Here is a 17,965-nt window from a genome sequence, read left to right as displayed (position 1 = left end):
CAGTGCGAGCCGATAGCCTGCCAGAACAGTTGACCGAGCGGTGAGGACAGGGGGGCTCCATGCGGGTACTCGGCGTGGACCCGGGGCTGACCCGGTGCGGTGTCGGCGTCGTCGAAGGGGTCGCGGGCCGCCCCCTGACGATGATCGGCGTCGGCGTCGTGCGCACCCCATCCGACGCCGAGCTGGGACAGCGCCTGGTCGCCATCGAGCAGGGCATCGAGCAGTGGCTCGACGAGCACCGCCCCCAGTACGTCGCCGTGGAACGGGTCTTCGCCCAGCACAACGTCCGTACGGTGATGGGCACCGCCCAGGCCAGCGCGGTCGCCATGCTCTGCGCCTCCCGGCGCGGCATCCCGGTCGCCCTGCACACCCCCAGCGAGGTCAAGGCCGCCGTCACCGGCTCGGGGCGCGCGGACAAGGCCCAGGTCGGCGCCATGGTGACCCGGCTGCTCCGGCTGGACGCCCCGCCCAAGCCCGCGGACGCCGCGGACGCCCTCGCCCTCGCCATCTGCCACATCTGGCGCGCGCCCGCGCAGAACCGGCTTCAGCAGGCCGTCGCCGCCCATCGCACGCTGAAAGGCCGTACCGCATGATCGCCTTCGTCTCCGGCCCGGTGGCCGCCCTCGCCCCGGCCACGGCCGTGATCGAGGTCGGCGGAATCGGCATGGCCGTCCAGTGCACCCCGAACACCCTGGCCCCTCTCCGCGTCGGCAAGGAGGCCAGGCTCGCCACCTCCCTCGTCGTACGGGAGGACTCGCTCACGCTCTACGGCTTCGCCGACGACGACGAGCGCCGGGTCTTCGAGCTGCTCCAGAGCGCCAGCGGCGTCGGCCCCCGCCTGGCCCAGGCCATGCTCGCCACCCACAGCCCGGACGCGCTGCGGCTGGCCGTCTCCACCGGCGACGAGAAGGCACTCACGGCGGTCTCCGGCATCGGGAAGAAGGGCGCCCAGAAGCTCCTGCTGGAGCTCAAGGACCGGCTCGGTGAACCCACGGGCGCCCATATCGGCCAGCAGGGCATCGGCACCGCCGTCACCTCCGGCTGGCGCGATCAGCTCCAGGCCGCGCTGATCGGACTGGGATACGCGACCCGGGAGGCCGACGAGGCGGTCTCCGCCGTCGCCCCGCAGGCCGAAGCCGCCCTCGCCGAGGGCGCTCAGCCCCCCGTGCCGCAGCTGCTGCGCGCCGCTCTGCAGACCCTCAACCGCGCACGCTGACCGGCACCGAAACACCCGAGGCGGGACTGACCGAATGAACTGGGACGAGACCGGACCCGACACCGACGAACGGCCGGTGGGGGAGTTCGACGACCGGCTGGTCGATGCCGGCGCGGACGGTGAGGACACCGCGGTCGAAGCGGCCCTGCGCCCGAAGGACCTGGACGAGTTCGTCGGCCAGGAGAAGGTGCGCGAACAGCTCGACCTGGTCCTCAAGGCGGCCCGCGCCCGCGGCGCCACCGCCGACCATGTGCTGCTCTCCGGCGCCCCCGGCCTCGGCAAGACCACCCTGTCCATGATCATCGCAGCGGAGATGAACGCCCCGATCAGGATCACCTCGGGGCCCGCCATCCAGCACGCGGGCGACCTCGCCGCGATCCTCTCCTCCCTCCAGGAGGGCGAGGTGCTCTTCCTCGACGAGATCCACCGGATGTCGCGGCCCGCCGAGGAGATGCTCTACATGGCGATGGAGGACTTCCGGGTCGACGTCATCGTCGGCAAGGGCCCGGGGGCCACCGCCATCCCGCTGGAGCTGCCGCCCTTCACCCTGGTCGGCGCCACCACCAGGGCCGGACTCCTGCCGCCCCCGCTGCGCGACCGCTTCGGCTTCACCGGGCACATGGAGTTCTACGCCCCCGCCGAGCTGGAGCGCGTCATCCACCGCTCCGCCCGGCTGCTGGACGTCGGCATCGACGTGGAGGGCGCCGCCGAGATCGCCGGACGCTCCCGGGGCACCCCCCGTATCGCCAACCGGCTGCTGCGCCGGGTCCGGGACTACGCCCAGGTGAAGGCCGACGGCACGGTCGACCGGGACATCGCCGCCGCGGCGCTCAAGGTGTACGAGGTTGACGCCCGCGGCCTCGACCGGCTGGACCGTGCGGTGCTCGGCGCCCTGCTGAAACTTTTCGGCGGCGGCCCGGTCGGCCTGTCCACCCTCGCGGTCGCCGTGGGGGAGGAGCGCGAGACGGTCGAGGAGGTCGCCGAGCCCTTCCTCGTACGGGAAGGACTGCTGGCCAGAACCCCGCGCGGCCGGGTCGCCACCCCGGCGGCCTGGGCCCACCTCGGGCTCGTACCTCCGCAGCACGGCGGAAAGGGACAACAGGGTCTCTTCGGGGCGTGATGCGTCACAGGTTGACCCTTACCGGAACCCCGGTGCCATGCTGGGCGTTGTTCCATCGATGCGGACTCGCTTAGACTCCGCCGATGCCGCCCTTACAGGTCGGTGTACCCACCCCCGTATATACAGGCCGCATTCCAGCGCGGTCGTGCGAAGGAAACCCGTCCCGTGAATCCCGTGACTCTCCTCCCCTTCATCGTGCTCATCGGGGCCATGTTCCTGATGACCCGGTCCGCCAAGAAGAAGCAGGCGGCGGCCGCGCAGATGCGTAACGACATGCAGCCCGGCACCGGCGTCCGGACGATCGGGGGCATGTACGCCACCGTCAAGGAGCTTCACGACGACACGGTCCTCCTCGAGGTCGCGCCGGGCGTCCACGCCGTCTACGCCAAGAACTCGATCGGTGCCGTCCTCGACGACGAGGAGTACAACCGCATCGTCCACGGCGAGGACGACCTGAACGTCGACGGCGCGGTCGTGCCCGACGACGCCTCCTCGCTCACCGGCGAGGGCGACGACGCCGCGGACGGCTCGGACGTCGCGAAGATCGACCTGGGCAAGAAGGCCGAGGACGAGGACGCCGGGACGACGGACTCCGTCGCCAAGGACGTCGCGGCCAAGGACGCCAAGGACGACGGCAAGACCGACGGCGAGGCCGGCGCGAAGTAGTTCACGATTCGGGGACGCCGCATGCCCACAGGCGTGCGGCGTCCCCCGGACCGTGCGGTTTTCTGCGGGGGCAGGTCCCCACAACACTTCGTGGCCGCTCGGGCGCGTACCCGGCGCGGGGCGGTTGGACAGGGAGAAACGAGAAGGTGGCAGCACCGAAGAAGGGCCGCGGGCCGGCCGGTGGTCAGAGCAGGCCGGGGCGTGCCCTGGTTCTGATCCTGATCGCCATGGTCGCGCTCACCGGCGGGATGTTCCTGTCCGGTCACACCACGCCCCGGCTGGGTATCGACCTGGCGGGCGGGACGTCGATCACGCTTGAGGCGAAGACGCAGCCCGGCAAGCCGAACGCGATCAATCCGACCAATATGAACACCGCGGTCGGCATTATCGAGCGGCGGGTCAACGGTCTGGGTGTCTCCGAGGCCGAGGTCCAGACCCAGGGCGCGAAGAACATCATCGTCAACATCCCCAAGGGGACGAACTCCGAGCAGGCCCGGGAGCAGGTCGGTACCACCGCCCAGCTCTACTTCCGGCCCGTTCTGACCGTCGCGGCCAGCGGCCCCGGGGAGCCGACGCCTTCGGGCAGCGAGAAGCCCTCGGACGGCGCCACGCCGAGCGCCGAGGAGTCCGCCAAGGCCGGGGACAAGGACAAGGGCGACAAGGCCACCGGTGACAAGGCCACCTCGCCCGACTCCCCGGCGGCGAGTGCCACCACCCAGGGGCGCGCGGTCACCGGCGCCCTGAAGAAGGACCCCACCCCGGGCGCCTCGGACACCTCGAAGCCGAAGTCGTCCACGTCGCCCGACGCGTCCACGCCGCCGGTCGACCCCGCGACGGCCAAGCTCCAGGAAGAGTTCGCCAAGCTCGACTGCACCGACCCGAAGCAGCGCGCTGCCGCGGGCAAGGACGCGAAGCCCACCGACTCCATCGTCGCCTGTGGCTCGAACACCCCCGGCCAGTACGAGAAGTACGTGCTCGGCCCGGCCGAGGTCTCCGGCAGTGACGTCAGCGACGCCCAGGGTGCGATCGACCAGACCACCGGCGAGTGGATCGTGTCGATGGAGTTCACCTCCGGCGGCGCCAAGAAGTTCAAGACGATCACCTCGCGGCTCTCGCAGCAGCAGCCGCCGATGAACCAGTTCGCGATCGTCCTCGACGGTGAGGTCGTCTCCGCGCCCTCCGTGCGGACGGCGCTCAGCGCGAACGCCCAGATCTCCGGCAGCTTCGACCAGCAGTCCGCCGAGGACCTCGGCAACATCCTGTCGTACGGCGCCCTCCCGCTCACCTTCGAGGAGGCGAGCGTCACCACCGTGACCGCCGCCCTCGGTGGCGAGCAGCTCCAGGCGGGTCTGATCGCCGGTGCCATCGGTCTCGCGCTCGTCGTCATCTACCTGGTGGCCTACTACCGCGGGCTCGCGTTCATCGCGCTCCTCAGCCTCCTGGTCTCCGGCATCCTGACGTACACGATCATGGCTCTGCTCGGCCCGGCCATCGGCTTCGCGCTGAACCTGCCCGCGGTGTGCGGCGCCATCGTGGCGATCGGTATCACAGCGGACTCGTTCATCGTGTACTTCGAACGTGTCCGTGACGAGATCCGCGAGGGCCGCACGCTCCGCCCGGCGATCGAACGTGCCTGGCCGCGCGCCCGGCGCACCATTCTGGTCTCCGACTTCGTGTCGTTCCTCGCCGCCGCGGTGCTCTTCGTGGTCACCGTCGGCAAGGTCCAGGGCTTCGCGTTCACGCTCGGCCTGACCACGCTGCTCGACGTCGTCGTGGTGTTCCTCTTCACCAAGCCCGTCATGACGCTGATGGGCCGGACGAAGTTCTTCTCCAGCGGCAACTCCTGGTCCGGGCTGGACCCGAAGCGGCTCGGCGCCAAGCCGCCGCTCCGCCGCTCGCGCCGTGCCAGCGGTTCCACCGACCCGAAGGAGGCGTGAGATGTCGCGACTCGGCAATCTCGGCGCCCGGCTCTACCGCGGCGAGGTCGGTTACGACTTCATCGGCAAGCGCAAGATCTGGTACGGCGTCTCGATACTGATCACCATCACGGCCATCATCGGCCTGGCGGTCGGTGGCCTCAACATGGGCATCGAGTTCAAGGGCGGCGCGGTCTTCACGACCGACGTCAAGGCCAAGATCTCGACCTCCCAGGCCCACGAGGCCGCGGTGGAGGCGTCCGGCCACGAGGCGATCGTGCAGGAGCTCGGCAACGGCGGTCTGCGCATCCAGATCACCGAGGTCGACACGGCCAAGGCCGACGCGATCAAGACGCAGCTCTCCAAGGACCTCGGGGTCCCGGCGGAGAAGATCAACGCGGACCTGGTCGGCCCCAGCTGGGGTGAGCAGATCGCCAACAAGGCATGGACCGGCCTCGGGATCTTCATGGTCCTCGTGGTGGTCTACCTGGCCATCGCCTTCGAGTGGCGGATGGCCATCGCCGCCCTCGTCGCCCTGATCCACGACATCACCATCACGGTCGGTGTCTACGCCCTGGTCGGCTTCGAGGTCACCCCCGGCACCGTGATCGGTCTGCTGACCATCCTCGGTTACTCCCTCTACGACACGGTCGTCGTCTTCGACAGCCTCAAGGAGGGCCAGAAGGGGATCACCAAGCAGACCCGCTTCACCTACAGCGAGATCGCCAACCGGTCGATCAACAGCACGCTGGTCCGTTCCATCAACACCACGGTCGTGGCACTGCTGCCGGTCGCGGGCCTGCTGTTCATTGGTGGCGGTGTCCTCGGCGCCGGCATGCTGAACGACATCTCGCTGTCGCTGTTCGTCGGTCTCGCCGCCGGTGCGTACTCCTCGATCTTCATCGCCACTCCGCTCGTCGCCGACCTCAAGGAACGCGATCCGCAGATGAAGGCGCTGAAGAAGCGGATCCTCGCCAAGCGTGCGGCGGCCGCCGCACGGGGCGAGTCCGCGGAGGACGAGCACGACGACCAGCCGCAGGACGCCTTCCCCGAGGACGCCGAGACGGCGGGTGCCGTGGTGGGCCAGCGCAGGCAGCCCAGGGGCCACGGCCGGACTCCCGGGAAGCGCTGATGACCAGCACCACCGAATCCACCCGTGAGCTGCTGCTCAGCAGGATCCGCGATGTGGCGGACTACCCGAAGCCGGGGGTGATGTTCAAGGACATCACTCCGCTGCTCGCGGACCCGGTGGCCTTCACGGCACTCACCGACGCCCTCGCGGAGCTGTCCGTCCGGCACGGCGCCACGAAGATCGTCGGCCTGGAGGCGCGCGGCTTCATCCTGGCCGCGCCGGTCGCGGTCCGGGCCGGGCTCGGCTTCGTACCCGTCCGCAAGGCCGGGAAGCTGCCCGGAGCCACGCTCCGCCAGTCCTACGAGCTGGAGTACGGCAGCGCGGAGATCGAGATCCACGCGGAGGACCTCACCGCCGACGACCGCATCATGGTCATCGACGACGTCCTCGCCACCGGCGGCACCGCCGAAGCCTCGCTGGAGCTGATCCGGCGGGCCGGTGCTCAGGTCGTGGGCGTCTCGGTCCTGATGGAGCTCGGTTTCCTCCCGGGCCGGGCCCGGCTGGAGCCCGCGCTGCGGGGCGCGCCGCTGGAGGCACTGATCACCGTCTGAGCGCCGCACACCGGCGACCGCGCGGCCGACCGCGCACAGCGGACGCGCGCAGGACACGCACACAGGACGGGCACCCGGGAACACCGGGTGCCCGTCCCGCGTTGTCAGGGCTCCCGGCGTCCCCGGGCGAGGTCCGGCCGGGGGGTCGATACCATGGGCCTTCCGGGTAGCCCGGATCCGCACGAGGAGCGCTCTTGCCAGACGAGGCCCAGCCAGTCGCCGCCCCGCAGCCCGACAAGCCCGGGACGGAACCCGCCACGCCCGAGAAGGCCCAGCCCTCGGGAGCGCCGAAGCCCGCGCCGCGCGAGGGCGCGGGCGGATCTGCGCAGGCCCCGGCTGCCGCCTCAGCGAAGCCCGGTGAGCCCGGTGAGCCCGGTGAGCCCGGTGAGCCCGGTGAGCCCGCGAAGCCGACCGCTCCGGCCGGGCCCGCCCCCGAGCGCCCCGCCCCCGTGAAGCCCGCGGCGGCGGCCCCCGCCGAGCCCGCTCCCAAGGCCCCTGCCCGGCCCGCCGCGAAGTCCCCGGCGCCGACCGGTCCGGTGGCCCGCTCCGGCGGCTCCTCCAACCGCGTCCGGGCCCGGCTTGCCCGACTGGGTGTGCAGCGCTCCAGCCCGTACAACCCGGTGCTCGAACCTCTGCTGCGCACCGTCCGCGGCAACGACCCCAAGATCGAGACCGCCACGCTGCGCCAGATCGAGCAGGCGTACCAGGTCGCCGAGCGCTGGCACCGGGGCCAGAAACGCAAGAGCGGCGACCCCTACATCACGCACCCGCTGGCCGTGACGACCATCCTGGCCGAGCTGGGCATGGATCCGGCCACCCTGATGGCGGGTCTGCTGCACGACACCGTCGAGGACACCGAGTACGGCCTGGACACCCTGCGCCGCGACTTCGGCGACCAGGTCGCCCTGCTCGTCGACGGGGTCACCAAGCTGGACAAGGTCAAGTTCGGTGAGGCCGCGCAGGCCGAGACCGTACGCAAGATGGTCGTCGCCATGGCCAAGGACCCCCGGGTCCTCGTCATCAAGCTGGCCGACCGGCTGCACAACATGCGCACCATGCGTTACCTCAAGCGGGAGAAGCAGGAGAAGAAGGCCCGCGAGACGCTGGAGATCTACGCACCCCTGGCCCACCGCCTGGGCATGAACACCATCAAGTGGGAGCTGGAGGACCTCGCCTTCGCGATCCTCTACCCGAAGATGTACGACGAGATCGTCCGCCTCGTCGCCGAGCGGGCCCCCAAGCGCGACGAATACCTCGCCATAGTGACCGACGAGGTCCAGTCCGACCTGCGCGCCGCCCGCATCAAGGCCACCGTCACCGGCCGGCCGAAGCACTACTACAGCGTCTACCAGAAGATGATCGTGCGAGGCCGGGACTTCGCCGAGATCTACGACCTGGTGGGCATCCGCGTCCTCGTCGACACCGTCCGCGACTGCTACGCGGCGCTCGGCACCGTCCACGCCCGGTGGAATCCGGTACCGGGGCGGTTCAAGGACTACATCGCGATGCCCAAGTTCAACATGTACCAGTCGCTGCACACCACGGTGATCGGCCCCAGCGGCAAGCCCGTCGAACTCCAGATCCGTACGTTCGACATGCACCGCCGCGCCGAGTACGGCATCGCCGCGCACTGGAAGTACAAGCAGGAGGCCGTCGCCGGCGCCTCCAAGGTGCGTACCGACGTCCCCAAGAACACCGGACGCGGCCAGGACACCGTCAACGACATGGCCTGGCTGCGCCAGCTCCTGGACTGGCAGAAGGAGACCGAGGACCCCAGCGAGTTCCTGGAGTCCCTGCGCTTCGACCTCTCCCGCAACGAGGTCTTCGTCTTCACGCCCAAGGGCGACGTCATAGCGCTCCCCGCGGGTGCGACGCCCGTCGACTTCGCGTACGCCGTCCATACGGAGGTCGGCCACCGGACCATAGGAGCACGGGTCAACGGGCGGCTCGTACCGCTCGAATCGACGCTGGACAACGGTGATCTGGTCGAGGTCTTCACCTCCAAGGCGGCCGGTGCCGGTCCGTCGCGGGACTGGCTGGGCTTCGTCAAGTCGCCACGTGCCCGCAACAAGATCCGCGCCTGGTTCTCCAAGGAGCGCCGCGACGAGGCGATCGAGCAGGGCAAGGACTCCATCGCACGCGCGATGCGCAAGCAGAACCTGCCGATCCAGCGCATCCTCACCGGTGACTCCCTGGTCACCCTCGCCCACGAGATGCGCTACCCGGACATCTCGTCCCTGTACGCGGCGATCGGCGAGGGCCATGTCGCCGCCGCAGGCGTCGTGCAGAAGCTCGTCCAGGCGCTGGGCGGCGAGGACGCCGCCAACGAGGACCTCGTCGAGAGCGCACCGCCCTCCCGCGGCCGCAACAAGCGCCGTGCCAACGCCGACCCGGGCGTCGTGGTCAAGGGCGTCGAGGACGTCTGGGTCAAGCTGGCCCGCTGCTGCACACCCGTCCCCGGCGACCCGATCATCGGCTTCGTCACCCGCGGCAGCGGCGTCTCCGTGCACCGGGCCGACTGCGTCAACGTCGACTCGCTCTCCCAGCAGCCGGAGCGCATCCTCGAAGTCGAGTGGGCCCCCACCCAGTCCTCGGTCTTCCTGGTCGCCATCCAGGTCGAGGCGCTGGACCGCTCCCGGCTGCTCTCCGACGTCACCCGGGTCCTGTCCGACCAGCACGTCAACATCCTGTCCGCGGCCGTCCAGACCTCCCGCGACCGGGTGGCCACCTCGCGCTTCACCTTCGAGATGGGCGACCCCAAGCACCTGGGGCACGTCCTGAAGGCGGTACGCGGCGTGGAGGGCGTCTACGACGTCTACCGGGTCACCTCGGCCCGCAGGCCGTAGCCCGCGGCCGGGCCACGGCATAAGGGAGGGGCCGCTGTACGTGTCACGTACAGCGGCCCCTCCCTTATGTCAGGACCGAACGGCAGGTGGTGCTAGCCGCCGAACTCCTCCAGGCCCTTGAGCGCTTGGTCCAGCAGCGCCTGGCGGCCCTCCAGCTCCTTGGCCAGCTTGTCCGCCCGCGCGTTGTTGCCCGAGGCACGCGCCGCGTCGATCTGGGTACGCAGCTTGTCCACGGCACCCTGGAGCTGACCGGTGAGACCTGCGGCGCGTGCCCGCGCCTCCGGGTTCGTCCGACGCCACTCGGACTCCTCTGACTCCTGGAGCGCCCGCTCCACCGTGTGCATCCGGCCCTCGACCTTCGGGCGGGCGTCACGCGGTACGTGGCCGATGGCCTCCCAGCGCTCGTTGATGGCCCGGAAAGCGGCCCTGGCCGCCTTCAGGTCCTTCACCGGCACCAGCTTCTCGGCCTCGGCGGCGAGCTCCTCCTTCAGCTTCAGGTTCTCGCCCTGCTCCGCGTCCCGCTCGGCGAACACCTCGCTGCGGGCCGCGAAGAAGACGTCCTGGGCGCCGCGGAAGCGGTTCCACAGCTCGTCCTCGGACTCGCGCTGCGCGCGGCCCGCGGCCTTCCACTCGGTCATCAGATCGCGATAGCGGGCGGCCGTGGTGACCCAGTCCGTGGAACCGGAGAGTGACTCGGCCTCCGTGACCAGCTTCTCCTTGGCCTTGCGGGCCTCCTCGCGCTGGGCGTCCAGCGAGGCGAAGTGGGCCTTGCGGCGCTTGGAGAACGCCGAACGGGCATGCGAGAAGCGGTGCCACAGCTCGTCGTCCGACTTGCGGTCCAGCCGCGGCAGGCCCTTCCACGTGTCCACGAGCGCCCGCAGCCGCTCGCCGGCGGACCGCCACTGCTCGCTCTGCGCCAGCTCCTCGGCCTCGGCGACGAGCGCCTCCTTGGCGTGCTTGGCCTCGTCGGTCTGCTTCGCCTTCTGGACCTTGCGCTCCTCGCGCCGCGAGTCGACCGTCGCGACGAGCGCGTCCAGCCGCTTGCGGAGCGCGTCGAGGTCGCCGACGGCGTGATGCTCGTCGACCTGCTGCCGCAGATGGCCGATCGCGGTCGTCGCGTCCTTGGCCGAAAGGTCGGTGGTCTTCACCCGCCGTTCGAGGAGGCCGATCTCGACCACAATGCCGTCGTACTTGCGCTCGAAGTAGGCCAGGGCCTCCTCGGGGGAACCGGCCTGCCACGATCCGACGACCTGCTCGCCGTCGGCTGTACGCACGTACACGGTGCCGGTCTCATCGACACGGCCCCACGGGTCGCTGCTCACAGCGCCTCCTCCACCTGATGCCTGCGAGGGGGTTCGCCCCCCCGGGCATCGTCCACAGTTTCCTGGGGCGGGCATCGCCCGCCCTGCACAACGCCAATCTAGGCGACCGGCCGCCCGGCTGTCCGCACTCAGCGCGGCCGAAATTCTCCGGTGCGCCCGGGTGACCGCGGCGGCGGCCGGGAGCACCCCGCCGTACCGGCCCGGTCAGTCCTTCTCGACGGTCGCCTTCTCGATGCTCACGGCCTTCTTCGGAGCACCGTCACCGGCGCCACCCTCGACACCGGCCTCGCCGACCTTCTGGACGGCCTTCAGGCCGGCCTTGTCGATGGTGCCGAACGGGGTGTAGGTGGGCGGGAGTTTGGTCTCCTTGTACACCAGGAAGAACTGGCTGCCGCCGGTGTGCGGCTGGCCGGTGTTGGCCATCGCCACCGTGCCGGCGGGGAAGGTCACGGTGCCGTCGGCGCCCGCCTTGCCGAGCGCGGTCAGGTTCTCGTCCGCGATCGTGTAGCCGGGACCGCCGGTGCCGTCGCCCTTGGGATCGCCGCACTGCAGGACGAAGATGCCCTGCGTGGTCAGCCGGTGACACTTCGTACCGTCGAAGTAGCCCTTGTCCGCGAGCGACTTGAACGAGTTCGTGGTGTGCGGGGTCTTCGCCGCGTCCATGGTGAACGCTATGTCGCCCTGGCTCGTCCTGAGCGACATCGTGTACTTCGCCTTTTTGTCGATCTTCATCGCGGGCTCGGGAGCTTTGCTCTCGCTCTCGGAAGGCGAAGCGGACGGGCTCTGGCTCGCGGCCGCGTCGTTCTTCTTGTCCTTGTCGTCGCTCCTGTCCGCCGCGACGAACGCACCCACACCCACCACCGCGGCCACGGCCACCGCGGAGGCGATGATCACGGTGAGACGCCTGGTCCTGCTGCGGGCTTCCTCCCGGCGCTGCTGCTGCCGCTGGAACTTCTCCCGGGCGAGCTGCCGCCGCCGCTGATCGCTGCTGACCACCGGTTGATCTCCTTGTACGTCGTGTCATCGGGCGTGGGTTGCCCCGTACCGTATATGGGTTAGCTGTGGAATGAGGAGCGCCGGTAGGCTCTGATCCGCCGCACCCTTTGCCGCGGCCTCCTCCGCCGGACGAACATTAAGGACGATCGTGCTCATTGCCGGGTTCCCCGCCGGGGCCTGGGGGACCAATTGCTACCTGGTCGCCCCCGCCGCAGGCGAGGAGTGCGTGATCATCGACCCGGGCCATCAGGCCGCCCAGGGCGTCGAGGAAGCGCTGAAGAAGCATCGGCTCAAGCCCGTCGCCGTCGTGCTCACCCATGGCCACATCGACCATGTCGCCTCGGTCGTCCCCGTCTGCGGCGCCCATGACGTTCCCGCCTGGATCCACCCGGAGGACCGGTACATGATGAGCGACCCGGAGAAGGCCCTCGGCCGCTCCATCGGGATGCCTCTCATGGGCGAGCTGACCGTGGGGGAGCCGGACGACGTCAAGGAGCTGACCGACGGCGCGCTGCTGAGGCTGGCCGGTCTGGAGCTCGGGGTCTCGCATGCGCCCGGCCATACGAAGGGGTCGGTGACGTTCAGGATGCCCGAGGCCGCGGACGTACCGCCGGTCCTCTTCTCGGGCGACCTGCTCTTCGCCGGCTCCGTCGGACGCACCGACCTGCCCGGTGGCGACCACGCCGAGCTGCTCGAGTCGCTGGCCCGTGTGTGCCTGCCGCTCGACGACTCGACCGTGGTGCTGTCCGGCCACGGCCCCCAGACGACCATCGGCCGCGAGCGCGTCTCCAATCCGTACCTGCACGGTATGGACGCGCCGCGACGAGGAATGTGACGAGAGACGTTTCTGTGAGCACCTTTCAGGCCCCCAAGGGCACGTACGACCTGACCCCGCCGGACTCCGCGAAGTACCTCGCGGTGCGCGAGGCCATCTCCGCGCCCCTGCGCAACTCCGGCTACGGCTACATCGAGACGCCCGGTTTCGAGGACGTGAACCTCTTCGCCCGCGGTGTCGGTGAGTCCACCGACATCGTCACCAAGGAGATGTACACCCTCACCACCAAGGGCGGCTCCGAACTGGCGCTCCGCCCGGAGGGCACCGCCTCGGTGCTCCGCGCCGCCCTGGAGGCCAACCTCCACAAGGCGGGCAACCTCCCGGTCAAGCTCTGGTACTCGGGCTCGTACTACCGCTACGAGCGCCCGCAGAAGGGCCGTTACCGCCACTTCTCGCAGGTCGGTGCCGAGGCCATCGGCGCCGAGGACCCGGTTCTCGACGCCGAGCTGATCATTCTCGCCGACCAGGCGTACCGCTCGCTGGGCCTGCGCCGGTTCCGCATCCTGCTGAACTCGCTCGGCGACAAGGAGTGCCGCCCCGTCTACCGCGAGGCGCTGCAGGGCTTCCTGCGCGACCTCGACCTCGACGAGGAGACCCGCCGCCGCATCGAGATCAACCCGCTGCGCGTCCTGGACGACAAGCGGGCCGAGGTGCAGAAGCAGCTCGTCGGCGCCCCGAAGCTCCGCGACTACCTGTGCGACGCCTGCAAGGCGTACCACGAGGAGGTCCGCGAGCTGCTGACGGCCGCCTCGGTCGTGTACGAGGACGACGAGAAGCTCGTCCGCGGCCTCGACTACTACACCCGCACGACCTTCGAGTTCGTCCACGACGGTCTGGGCTCGCAGTCCGCGGTCGGCGGCGGCGGCCGGTACGACGGCCTGTCCGAGATGATCGGCGGCCCCGCGCTCCCGTCCGTCGGCTGGGCGCTCGGCGTCGACCGTACGGTGCTGGCCCTGGAGGCGGAGGGCATCGAGCTGGACATCCCCGCCACCACCAGCGTGTACGCGGTTCCGCTCGGCGACGAGGCCCGCCGGACCCTGTTCGGCATCGTCACCGAGCTGCGCAGGAGCGGCGTCGCGGCCGACTTCGCGTTCGGCGGCCGGGGCCTGAAGGGCGCCATGAAGAGTGCGAACCGGTCGGGTGCGCGCTTCACGATCGTCGCCGGCGAACGTGACCTGGCCGAGGGCGTGGTGCAGCTCAAGGACATGGAGTCCGGGGAGCAGACGTCCGTACCGCTGGCCGAGGTCGCCGGGACAGTCCGCGCCCGCCTCGTGTGAAGGCCGGACGCCGCGTGACCGTCTGAACCGCCGTGGGCCCCGGGGCTTGTCCGCCCCGGGGCCCACGGCGTCCGCGCGACGGGGCCGGGTGGCCCGCGCGGGTCGTGAAGTGCGTCACCGTTCTGCGTACCGTCAACCCGGCGGGCGCGACATCACACTGCCGGGAGCCACCGATACCGCGGCGCCGTCTCGCAGCCACGGCCACGGCGAGTCCGCCCCGGCCGTCGGGCATCGCGCGGACAGCGCTGGCGCCCGGCCCGTGTGCGCACACCTTTATGTCCATCGAACGGTTGCCCAGTACGGCGGTGCGGCACAATGACCGTGCCCGGCTGGTTACTCATTGATGGAACGGCGATATGACGACTGCAGCGGTAGATCATCCCTCCTCGCACCAGGAAGAGGACGGCGGGAAGAGGACCATCGGCGGCAGTCGCGCGTTCGCACTGCTGCTGGTGATCACCGGTGCGGCCGGACTGCTCGCCGCCTGGATCATCACGATCGACAAGTTCAAGCTGCTGGAAGACCCGAGCTTCACCCCCGGGTGCAGCCTCAACCCGGTCGTGGCGTGCGGCAACATCATGAAGAGCGAGCAGGCGGCGGCCTTCGGCTTCCCCAACCCGATGCTCGGGCTCGTCACCTACGCGATGGTGATCTGCATCGGCGTGGGACTGCTCGCCGGAGCACGATTCCGCGGCTGGTTCTGGCTCGGCCTCAACGCGGGCACGCTGTTCGGCGTCGGCTTCTGCACGTGGCTGCAGTACCAGTCGCTGTACAACATCAACTCGCTCTGCCTGTGGTGCTGCCTCGCCTGGGTCGCCACGATCTTCATGTTCTGCTACGTGACCACGCACAACATCAAGCACCGCATCCTTCCCGCGCCCAACTGGCTGCGCAACGGCCTCACCGAATTCCACTGGGTTCCGCCGGTGCTCTGGATCGGCATCATCGGCATGCTGATCCTGACCCGCTGGTGGGACTTCTGGACCAGCTGACCGGCGCCGCCCCCGGCCGGGCGGTGACGACCCGGCCCGGCGGCGTTGTCAGTGCGGTGGCATAGGCTTCGAATCGTGGAGCCCGACCTCTTTACCGCAGCCGCCGAAGACCGCCAGGAGAAGGACCCGTCCAGCAGCCCCCTCGCTGTCCGGATGCGTCCCCGTGTCCTGGACGAGGTCGTCGGCCAGCAGCATCTGCTCAAGCCGGGCTCGCCCCTGCGCCGCCTCGTCGGTGAGGGGAGCGGCGGCCCGGCCGGCCCGTCGTCGGTGATCCTCTGGGGCCCGCCCGGCACCGGCAAGACGACCTTGGCGTACGTGGTCAGCAAGGCCACCAACAAGCGCTTCGTCGAGCTCTCCGCGATCACCGCGGGCGTCAAGGAGGTCCGGGCCGTCATCGAGGGGGCGCGCCGGGCCACCGGCGGCTTCGGCAAGGAGACCGTCCTCTTCCTCGACGAGATCCACCGCTTCTCCAAGGCCCAGCAGGACTCCCTGCTCCCCGCCGTGGAGAACCGCTGGGTGACCCTGATCGCCGCCACGACGGAGAATCCGTACTTCTCGATCATCTCCCCGCTGCTGTCGCGCTCGCTGCTGCTCACCCTGGAGCCGCTGACCGACGAGGATCTGCGTGCCCTGCTGCGGCGGGCCCTGACCGACGAGCGCGGGCTCGGCGGCGCGGTGACCCTGCCGGAGGACGCCGAGGCGCATCTGCTGCGCATCGCCGGCGGTGACGCCCGCCGGGCGCTGACGGCGCTGGAGGCGGCGGCGGGGGCCGCGCTGGCCACGCACGAGCCGGAGATCAGCCTGCGGACGGTCGAGGAGACCGTCGACCGCGCCGCCGTGAAGTACGACCGGGACGGCGACCAGCACTACGACGTGGCCAGCGCCCTCATCAAGTCCATCCGCGGTTCCGACGTCGACGCCGCGCTGCACTATCTGGCCCGGATGATCGAGGCGGGGGAGGACCCGCGGTTCATCGCCCGGCGACTGATGATCTCCGCGAGCGAGGACATCGGGCTCGCCGATCCGACCGCGCTGCCGACGGCGGTGGCCGCCGCTCAGGCCGTCGCCATGATCGGCTTCCCGGAGGCGGCGCTGACCCTCAGCCACGCCACGATCGCGCTGGCCCTGGCGCCCAAGTCCAACGCGGCCACCCTGGCGATCTTCGCCGCCCAGGAGGACGTACGGAAGGGACTGGCCGGCCCCGTCCCCGCCCATCTGCGCGACGGCCACTACCAGGGCGCGGCCAAGCTGGGGCACGCCCAGGGCTATGTCTATCCGCACGACGTGCCCGGTGGCATCGCCGCGCAGCAGTACGCCCCGGACGCCGTCCGCGACAAGCGTTACTACACCCCCACGCGGTACGGCGCCGAGGCGCGGTACGCCGATGTGGCGGACCGGGTCCGCGAGCGGCTCGGCCGGACCGGCGCCGACGGCGGGACGGACGGCGCGGGATCTCTCTGACCGGCCCGTTCGGGGAGCGGATCGCGCGGACCGCTCCGGTCGACCTCGGCCCGGCAGCACGCCCCGTCACGTCGGGTCGTCACCGCACCGGGGCAGCACGGCGAACGGCGCCGGTCACGGGCCCGTCAGTGGGATGCCGCTTCGAAGAGCGTGTGCATGGCACGGCGCAGTTCGCCGACATCCCGCACCGGTTCGGGGAACTCGAACCGGGCGTCGAAGCACGCCCCCCGGTCCTCGACGAAACGGACCCGCAGCCCGAAGCGGTCGAGGGCGACCGGGACGGCGGCGGGCTGATGGGCCGAGAAGGTCTCGGTGGTGCGCTCGCCGAGCAGCCCGCACAGCGTCCGCAGCTGTTCTCCGTGCGCCGCGTGCAGATGCTGGAGCAGTTCGGCCTCGTGGACGACGAGCGGATCGGGCGCCGCGTCCCGGAAGTCCTCCGGCTCGATGTTCTCGGCGCCCCAGAGGTCGTCGACGTACGCCTCCCCGAACTCCAGCCGCAGCATCATCCGGCCGGGTTCGGCGAGGCCGGGTACCGAGGTGAGCCAGCCGGAGATCCAGGCGCGGCCGCGGATGCGGTGCGGGACGGAGACCGGGGCGACATCCGTGATCTCCAGCACGGCGGTCAGCTCGTCGCCCTGGGCGTGGGTCGCGGCCCGTACGACGGGGGAATCCGACGGGAAGGCGAGGAACAGATCGCCCTCCGGTCCCACGCCTCGGGTGTCGGGGATCAGCTGCTCGGTACGGGCCACATCGAGCCCCGGTACGACCAGCACCGCGGAGCGGGTACTCTGTACGAGAGTTCGTGTGCGCTCGGCTGCTGACGGCATCCGAGTGTTTTCAAGCCCGCTGGGACGCGGCTGACCACGATCAGATCGGCCTTCCGTCGTAGCAGCACCTTCATGTGCGCTGCCGCTGTCTGTGCTGTCCGTGACGTGAGTGGTGTTCCCAGGGCGAGACATGCGATCTCCTTGAGTAAGGTAAGCCTAACCTAACCTACAACGGAGGTCTGGAGAACGTGCCTAACCAGTCGCGTCCCAAGGTCAAGAAGTCGCGTGCCCTCGGCATCGCTCTGACGCCCAAGGCTGTCAAGTACTTCGAAGCGCGTCCGTACCCGCCGGGCGAGCACGGCCGTGGCCGCAAGCAGAACTCGGACTACAAGGTCCGTCTGCTGGAGAAGCAGCGCCTGCGTGCGCAGTACGACATCAGCGAGCGCCAGATGGCGCGCGCCTACGACCGTGCCAAGAAGGCCGAAGGCAAGACGGGCGAGGCGCTGGTCGTCGAGCTCGAGCGCCGCCTCGACGCCCTGGTCCTGCGTTCGGGCATCGCCCGCACCATCTACCAGGCCCGTCAGATGGTCGTCCACGGTCACATCGAGGTCAACGGTGGCAAGGTCGACAAGCCGTCGTTCCGCGTCCGCCCCGACGACGTCGTCCAGGTCCGCGAGCGCAGCCGCGCCAAGGTCCCCTTCCAGGTGGCCCGCGAGGGTGGTTACGACACCGACGGTGAGACCCCGCGCTACCTCCAGGTGAACCTGAAGGCCCTGGCCTTCCGCCTGGACCGGGACCCGAACCGCAAGGAGATCCCGGTGATCTGCGACGAGCAGCTCGTCGTCGAGTACTACGCCCGCTGATCCAG

The 17,965-nt window shown here is 70.2% G+C and carries 16 protein-coding genes; 13 read left to right on the top strand and 3 right to left on the bottom strand.

Annotation, left to right across the window (positions count from 1 at the left end):
- Positions 1-59: 59 nt before the first annotated feature.
- The 8 genes from ruvC to OG251_RS06770 all read left to right on the top strand — a co-directional run bounded on the left by ruvC (position 60) and on the right by OG251_RS06770 (position 9,447).
- Complete coding sequence (gene ruvC / locus OG251_RS06805; protein ID WP_326676308.1) at positions 60-593, top strand: crossover junction endodeoxyribonuclease RuvC; 534 nt, start codon at positions 60-62, stop codon at positions 591-593.
- Complete coding sequence (gene ruvA / locus OG251_RS06800) at positions 590-1,216, top strand: Holliday junction branch migration protein RuvA (RefSeq protein ID WP_326676307.1); 627 nt, start codon at positions 590-592, stop codon at positions 1,214-1,216. Before ruvC ends, ruvA begins: the two co-directional genes overlap by 4 nt.
- Before the next feature lie 34 nt (positions 1,217-1,250).
- Positions 1,251-2,336 carry a Holliday junction branch migration DNA helicase RuvB gene (gene ruvB / locus OG251_RS06795; RefSeq protein WP_326676306.1) on the top strand — a complete coding sequence of 362 codons (1,086 nt, stop codon included), beginning with the start codon at positions 1,251-1,253 and terminating at the stop codon, positions 2,334-2,336.
- A gap of 165 nt (positions 2,337-2,501) precedes the next feature.
- Complete coding sequence (gene yajC, locus OG251_RS06790; RefSeq protein WP_326676305.1) at positions 2,502-3,002, top strand: preprotein translocase subunit YajC; 501 nt, start codon at positions 2,502-2,504, stop codon at positions 3,000-3,002.
- Between the two features lie 146 nt (positions 3,003-3,148).
- On the top strand, positions 3,149-4,939 hold the full coding sequence (gene secD, locus OG251_RS06785; RefSeq protein ID WP_326676304.1) for a protein translocase subunit SecD: 1,791 nt from the start codon (positions 3,149-3,151) through the stop codon (positions 4,937-4,939).
- A gap of 1 nt (position 4,940) precedes the next feature.
- On the top strand, positions 4,941-6,050 hold the full coding sequence (gene secF, locus OG251_RS06780) for a protein translocase subunit SecF (RefSeq protein WP_326676303.1): 1,110 nt from the start codon (positions 4,941-4,943) through the stop codon (positions 6,048-6,050).
- On the top strand, positions 6,050-6,601 hold the full coding sequence (locus OG251_RS06775) for an adenine phosphoribosyltransferase (RefSeq protein WP_326676302.1): 552 nt from the start codon (positions 6,050-6,052) through the stop codon (positions 6,599-6,601). The genes secF and OG251_RS06775 overlap by 1 nt, the downstream gene beginning before the upstream one ends.
- A 194-nt stretch (positions 6,602-6,795) precedes the next feature.
- Positions 6,796-9,447, top strand: coding sequence for a RelA/SpoT family protein (locus OG251_RS06770; protein ID WP_326676301.1), 2,652 nt, complete (start codon positions 6,796-6,798; stop codon positions 9,445-9,447).
- 92 nt (positions 9,448-9,539) lie between these two features.
- Here OG251_RS06770 and OG251_RS06765 read toward each other — a convergent pair whose 3' ends face one another.
- A complete protein-coding gene (locus OG251_RS06765; protein ID WP_326676300.1) occupies positions 9,540-10,769 on the bottom strand; it encodes a DUF349 domain-containing protein in 1,230 nt (409 codons plus the stop codon).
- A 204-nt stretch (positions 10,770-10,973) separates the two neighbouring features.
- A complete protein-coding gene (locus tag OG251_RS06760) occupies positions 10,974-11,765 on the bottom strand; it encodes a peptidylprolyl isomerase (protein ID WP_326676299.1) in 792 nt (263 codons plus the stop codon).
- 148 nt (positions 11,766-11,913) lie between these two features.
- Between OG251_RS06760 and OG251_RS06755 the strand changes: the two genes are divergently transcribed.
- The 4 genes from OG251_RS06755 to OG251_RS06740 all read left to right on the top strand — a co-directional run bounded on the left by OG251_RS06755 (position 11,914) and on the right by OG251_RS06740 (position 16,330).
- Complete coding sequence (locus OG251_RS06755) at positions 11,914-12,600, top strand: MBL fold metallo-hydrolase (protein ID WP_326676298.1); 687 nt, start codon at positions 11,914-11,916, stop codon at positions 12,598-12,600.
- A gap of 14 nt (positions 12,601-12,614) precedes the next feature.
- Positions 12,615-13,877 carry a histidine--tRNA ligase gene (gene hisS / locus OG251_RS06750; RefSeq protein ID WP_326676297.1) on the top strand — a complete coding sequence of 421 codons (1,263 nt, stop codon included), beginning with the start codon at positions 12,615-12,617 and terminating at the stop codon, positions 13,875-13,877.
- 356 nt (positions 13,878-14,233) lie between these two features.
- Positions 14,234-14,869: a vitamin K epoxide reductase family protein gene (locus OG251_RS06745; RefSeq protein WP_073729454.1), complete on the top strand. Its 636-nt coding sequence runs from the start codon at positions 14,234-14,236 to the stop codon at positions 14,867-14,869.
- A gap of 75 nt (positions 14,870-14,944) precedes the next feature.
- Positions 14,945-16,330: a replication-associated recombination protein A gene (locus tag OG251_RS06740; protein WP_326676296.1), complete on the top strand. Its 1,386-nt coding sequence runs from the start codon at positions 14,945-14,947 to the stop codon at positions 16,328-16,330.
- Between the two features lie 125 nt (positions 16,331-16,455).
- Here OG251_RS06740 and OG251_RS06735 read toward each other — a convergent pair whose 3' ends face one another.
- Positions 16,456-17,157: a DUF2470 domain-containing protein gene (locus tag OG251_RS06735; protein ID WP_326676295.1), complete on the bottom strand. Its 702-nt coding sequence runs from the start codon at positions 17,155-17,157 to the stop codon at positions 16,456-16,458.
- A gap of 188 nt (positions 17,158-17,345) precedes the next feature.
- Between OG251_RS06735 and rpsD the strand changes: the two genes are divergently transcribed.
- Positions 17,346-17,960, top strand: a complete 615-nt coding sequence (rpsD, locus tag OG251_RS06730; protein ID WP_073729460.1) for a 30S ribosomal protein S4 — start codon at positions 17,346-17,348, stop codon at positions 17,958-17,960.
- The last annotated feature ends 5 nt before the right edge of the window (positions 17,961-17,965 follow it).

Origin of the sequence: Streptomyces sp. NBC_01237 (assembly GCF_035917275.1) — a bacterium.
Lineage (GTDB): Bacteria > Actinomycetota > Actinomycetes > Streptomycetales > Streptomycetaceae > Streptomyces.
Note: the sequence above shows the minus strand (reverse complement) of the source record. Positions and strands in the feature narration are given on the sequence as shown.

Coding starts and splice junctions, on each gene's coding strand:
- ruvC (WP_326676308.1), top strand. CDS start 60: ATGCGGGTACTCGGCGTGGACCCGGGGCTGACCCGGTGCGGTGTCGGC.
- ruvA (WP_326676307.1), top strand. CDS start 590: ATGATCGCCTTCGTCTCCGGCCCGGTGGCCGCCCTCGCCCCGGCCACG.
- ruvB (WP_326676306.1), top strand. CDS start 1,251: ATGAACTGGGACGAGACCGGACCCGACACCGACGAACGGCCGGTGGGG.
- secF (WP_326676303.1), top strand. CDS start 4,941: ATGTCGCGACTCGGCAATCTCGGCGCCCGGCTCTACCGCGGCGAGGTC.
- OG251_RS06775 (WP_326676302.1), top strand. CDS start 6,050: ATGACCAGCACCACCGAATCCACCCGTGAGCTGCTGCTCAGCAGGATC.
- OG251_RS06745 (WP_073729454.1), top strand. CDS start 14,234: ATGACGACTGCAGCGGTAGATCATCCCTCCTCGCACCAGGAAGAGGAC.
- OG251_RS06735 (WP_326676295.1), bottom strand. CDS start 17,157: ATGCCGTCAGCAGCCGAGCGCACACGAACTCTCGTACAGAGTACCCGC.